The organism is Burkholderia sp. LMG 13014 (genome assembly GCF_905232215.1).
Classification (GTDB): domain Bacteria; phylum Pseudomonadota; class Gammaproteobacteria; order Burkholderiales; family Burkholderiaceae; genus Burkholderia.
In genome coordinates, this window is record NZ_CAJNKE010000437.1 from 1 (window position 1) to 5099 (window position 5099).

At 66.8% G+C, this 5099-nt stretch carries 4 protein-coding genes; 3 read left to right on the forward strand and 1 reads right to left on the reverse strand.

The annotated features are described in order from the left end of the window. Positions 1-2110 (reverse strand): AAA family ATPase (locus tag JYJ84_RS28015; RefSeq protein ID WP_205189725.1); only part of this gene is annotated, 2110 nt, incomplete at its 3' end. 350 nt (positions 2111-2460) lie between these two features. Between JYJ84_RS28015 and JYJ84_RS28020 the strand changes: the two genes are divergently transcribed. The 3 genes from JYJ84_RS28020 to JYJ84_RS28030 form a co-directional block, all read left to right on the forward strand. Next, on the forward strand, positions 2461-3945 hold the full coding sequence (locus tag JYJ84_RS28020) for a winged helix-turn-helix domain-containing protein (RefSeq protein WP_175221469.1): 1485 nt from the start codon (positions 2461-2463) through the stop codon (positions 3943-3945). Between the two features lie 19 nt (positions 3946-3964). Then, on the forward strand, positions 3965-4420 hold the full coding sequence (locus JYJ84_RS28025; protein ID WP_236027234.1) for a response regulator transcription factor: 456 nt from the start codon (positions 3965-3967) through the stop codon (positions 4418-4420). 107 nt (positions 4421-4527) lie between these two features. Next, positions 4528-5099 (forward strand): response regulator transcription factor (locus JYJ84_RS28030; protein ID WP_374102139.1); only part of this gene is annotated, 572 nt, incomplete at its 3' end.

Genomic DNA, 5099 nt, shown 5'->3' on the forward strand with positions numbered 1-5099 from the left:
CGAGTTCCAGCAGGTATTCGGCTGAGGGCGTGTCCGTGCGCGCGAGCATCGCGGCGGCGATCCGGGCGTGGCGCAGCGCGCGCTCCGGCCGCCCGGTGAGTGCGTGGACGGCCTCGAGGATGCGGTCGTGAACGAAGCGCCAGCGGTTGCCGGAGAGCGACACAAGGCCCGCCTGGCGCGCGGGGTCCAACCAGAAGCGGAGTTCGGCCCGCGTTTTGCCGGCGGCGGCGCACAACAGCGCATCGTCGGCGTCGATGCCGATGCAGGCGAGCAGCGACAGCAACATTCTCGATTCGAGCGGCAGCCGATGCATCCGGATCGAGAGCAGGCTCACGACGTTCTCGGTCACGTGGCGCGCGTCGATGTCGGCCGAACGCCATTGCCACGCTTGCCGCACCGGGTCGTAGTCGAGGAGCCGCTCGTCGATCAGCGTGCGCAGCAACTGCTGGATGTAGAAAGGATTGCCACCCGTCCTGCGGTGAACGATGTCGCCGAGCCCGGACAGCCGGGCCGGCGCTTCCCCCAGCATGTCGGCCAGCATGCGCGTGACGTCGGGTGCGTCGAGCGGCGCCAGCGTGAGGGCCGACAGGCGGGTGGGATCGAGCTGCCGCAGGAAGCGGCGGAACGTCGGCGTTTGATCGTCCTGCGGCCCGCTCCGATAACCGGCAACGATGCAGAAATTGGCCGGAGAATCGACCGCGATGGAAGCGAGAAACGCGAGCGTCGCGTCGTCGGCCCACTGAATGTCGTCCAGCGTCATGACGAGCGGTTCGGCCGGCGCCGCGAACGCACGGAAGGCATTCACGACGATCTGGCATAGATGAAATTCCGGAATCGCATCGGTGCGGTCGAATGCGACGGGCTCGACATCGAGCAGCCACGCAATTTCCGGGAAGATGGCCGACAGGAGATTGGCCTGACGGCCCACGCAATCGCGCAGCCGCGCGGAGATCGTCGCGATTTCGTCGTCGCGCCTGGCCAGCGCGCTGCCGAACAGCGCGCGCAACGCCTGCAGCACGGGCGCATAGGGTCGCGCGGGCTGGAACTGATCGACCTTGGCCGACGTGCACCAGGCCGTGCGCGACGCCGCTCGCGCATGGCGCGTGAAGTTCTCGGCCAGCGCGGTCTTGCCGACGCCGGCCGGCCCGTCGATCAGGACGATGGCCGTCTCGCCGGTTAGCGATACTGCCGTCAGCACGTCCGCGAGCCGTCGGGATTCGGCTTCACGGCCAATCAGTAGATCGGGCGCGTGCAAACCGGCGAGCGGATTGCTGCCGCCGAGCGTGAACGGCTCGACGCGGCCCGCCGCCAGCCAGTCGTGCAGGATTCGTTCGAGATCGTGCTGCACCGCGTCGCAGGACGGGTAGCGATCGGCGGGCTCCTTGGCGATCAGTTTCAGGATCAGGTCGCTCAGGATGGCGGGCACGTCGTCGCGAAAGGCCGCGGGCGGCGACGGTTGCATGGCGACGTGCGCGTGGATCCATTCGGACGTCGACGTGGCCTTGTAGGGCATCGCGCCCGTCAGCAGGCGGAACAGCGTGATGCCGAACGCGTACAGGTCGGAGCGCTCGTCGACACATGAGCCTCCCGATACTTCGGGTGCCGCGTAGGCAGCGAAATCCGTGCGCATCGTGCCCGCCGCGGTTTGTTCCGTCCGGCGGTCCCGGGCATGGGTGAACGAGCGGAGCATGACCGTGCCGTTCGGTGTGGTGGCGAAACTGGCCGGTTGGAGATCGCCATGCAGCCAGCCGCGCTGATGAAGACTCCCGAGCGTGCGCGCGGCATTGATCGCTGTTTCGAGAAAGCTGTCGAGCAGCAGCCGCCCGTCCGCCAGCGTGTCAAACGCACGCACGTCCAGGCGTGGATAGACGAGCACCGGGCCGTCGGCCGCGCGAATCAGGGCAACCGGCATGAGTGCCCACGCGGGATCCAGCGTCTCGTTCAATGCGTATTCGTGCTCGAATTGCCGGCAGCGCTGATCGAATTCCCAGCCGGTCTGGCACGCGGACCACACGCGCCCCGTCTTGGCGTCCGTCAGGTCGAACTTCAGCACGTCGCCCAACCGGACCGCATTTGACAGGCTGGCGCGCGCGAGCCAGTCGGCATCCATTCGATTCGCGTCGTCCGGGTCACGCAAGGGTTGGTTCACGGTGGGGTGGCACGCTGGGTGAAGGAGGGCGGAAACGGCTCACGATACGGGACCGGCCGGGCGGGATCGCGCGCGTCTGCGGCGGCTCGCGCATTGTCTGCCAGCTCGCGAAAGTTTGCAGTACCCCCCCTCGCCGACGGATGTGCGTGCTGGCGCCGGACTAAACCTATGGATAGTGGTCGGCGCGCCGGTCGCGCCCTACGATACGTTCAAGGCTCCCGGCATGCATCAATGCGGCCGGACAGGCAGAAAAACGGGCGTCGCCTCGCGAGGTGGCGCAAGGTGCGGAGCAGCATAGGCGAGAGCGGATCATGTACACGTTCGGGCGGGTAACGGTTTCCCTTGAATGCCGCGAAGTCTGCGTCGACGGGCAGCCCCGGTTTATCGGCGCCCGGGCATTCGAGATTCTCGAACTGCTGGTGAAGGCGGCTGGCAGGCTAGTGTCGAAGGACGAGATCATGCAGGCCGTGTGGCCGCATACGATCGTGGTCGAGAACAACATTCAGGTGCACATCTCGACGCTGCGCAAGCTGTTCGGCGGCAAGCACGGGTGGATACGGACCGAATCGGGCCGCGGATATCGACTCGCTCCGCCGGCCAGCCTGACCCGCTCCGACCGTCAGCCGACCGGGTTCGAGCCGGCAGGCGGCGCCCGCGCGGGCGCCGCACCGCGCAAATGTCCGTTGATCGGTCGGGAGCAGGAAGCGGCCGAACTGCACGCGCTGCTCGAGCACGAGGCGCTCGTCACGCTGGTCGGCCCCGGTGGCGTAGGAAAGACGCATCTCGCGCTGGAGGTCGCCGCGGCCTGGGCGGCCGTGCACGGCATCGAGATGGTCCGGATCGATCTCGCCGGGGGGAAGGGCGACGCAACGCTGGAGTCCGCGGTGCTGGGCGCGCTTGACCTGCCGGGCAACTCGGCCGCCGAACCGGCCGATGTCGTGCGCGCGATCGGCGAGCAGCGCGTCATGCTGGTGCTCGACAATGCCGAACAGCACGTCGACGATCTGGCAGACCTCTGTGAAGCGATTGCAGAGGCAAATGGCGGCGCGATACTCGTCGTGACGAGCCGCGAACCCTTGCGTGTCGCGGGCGAGCGCGTTTATCGCGTCGGGCCGTTGCCAGTGCCGCCGGCCGGCGCGAGCGACGGCGAGATTGTCGCGTGCGGCGCGGTCCGCATGTTTCTGGCGCGGGCTCGCGCGATGGGCATCGACATTCCGGTGGACACGAAGACGCTGGACGCGATCGCGACCATCTGTCGCCGCCTGAGCGGCCTGCCGCTCGCGCTGGAACTCGGTGCGGTCCGGGTCGCCTCGCTCGGCATTCAGGGGCTGGCGGCCGATCTCGCCAAGTCCGTATTGTCGCTGTCTGGCGGTCTGCGCACGGCCCATCCCCGCCAGCAGACCCTCAGGGCCACCGTTGAGTGGAGCTATCGGCTGCTCGACGACACGGAGCGCACCGTGCTGTGCCGTCTCGCGGTGTTTCCGGATGCGTTCCGGCTCGACGCGGCCTGCGCGCTTGCCGCCTGCGACGAACTGGGCGCCGAGGAGGTGCTCGACTGCCTGGTCGGTCTTGCATCGAAGTCGCTTCTTGTCGTTCATTCGGTCGGACTCTCGAAGCGTTACTCGTTCCTCGAGGTCGTGCGCGCGTATGCGCTCGAGAAGCTGGCGGAGTCGGGCGAAGCCGGACGCATCCATGCGCGGTGTGCGTCCTTCGCGACCGAAGCGCTCGCGGACATGCTACCGCCAGCGCTGGCGGCGTCCGCACGACCCGTGCTGGCTACCGGACCGTGGGCGTGACCCACGGATTGCGCGGGCGTTGTGCGAAGCAGCGACACCTGTCGACGCAGCGGAAGCTGAGTCGCGATGTTATGGATTGACAATATTCACCGGTTCTCATTTCATGGCCATTGTTTGCATCATCGATGACGATGCGTCGGTTCGTAAGAGTCTTGCCAGCTTGTTGAAATCGGCTGGGCATACGGCATTGCCGTTCGCGTCGGGCGAGGAATTCCTCGCGACCGGCCCCTTGGACGACGCGGCTTGTGCGCTGGTCGATCTGAAGATGAAGGGTATCAGCGGTCTCGACGTTCAGCGCCTGCTGGTTCAGCGCAAGGCGGCGATTCCGGTCATCCTCATGTCGGCGCACGGCGACGATGAGTCGGTCCGTCGCGCGCTCGCGCAAGGCGCGGTTGCGTTCCTGCGCAAGCCGTTTCCATCGGACGACATGCTCAATCTGATCGATCACGTCGCATCCGGCGCGCCTCCCGCATGAGAGGCGGCCCGTCGACTGGCCGCGCCGTGCCCACGGCGTGGTTTCTCGTTCGGCCTTTTTTTAGTTTATCATTCGATAATGAAGCGGATGCCTACACAGAGGATGCGATGGCGAGCACGCCGGATATGACTTCGATCGGCAGTCGGGGCGCAGGCGATCCCGTGCCGATCGTCTACGTGGTCGACGACGACGAAACGCTGCGGCGCGCGTTGAGCGCACTGTTGCGTTCGGCGGGATTTAGCGTCGAGACATTCGCGTCGTCGCGGGCGTTTCTTGCGTTCGAGCGGCCCGACGTGCCGAGTTGCCTGATCCTCGACGTGCGTCTTGCCGACGAGAGCGGGCTGGCCGTTCAGGAGGAAGCGGTGCGTGCGGGCTTGAACGTGCCGATCCTGTTCATGACGGGTTACGGTGACGTCGCCACGACGGTCAAGGCCATGAAGGGCGGTGCGCTGGACTTCCTGACGAAGCCGTTCGACGACGAAGCGATGCTCGATGCCGTCGGCCGGGCACTGGCCGGCGACGGCGAGCGCCTCGCGCGCGAGCGCACGCTGGGCGCGGTGCGCCAGGCCTACGCATCGTTGACGCCACGCGAGCGCGAAGTGATGAGCCATGTGATCGCGGGCCAGATGAACAAGCAGATCGCATCGAATCTCGGGTTGCAGGAAATCACGGTGAAAGT

Excerpts from the sequence above, each read along its gene's own strand:
- JYJ84_RS28020 (WP_175221469.1), top strand. The coding sequence starts at position 2,461 with ATGTACACGTTCGGGCGGGTAACGGTTTCCCTTGAATGCCGCGAAGTC.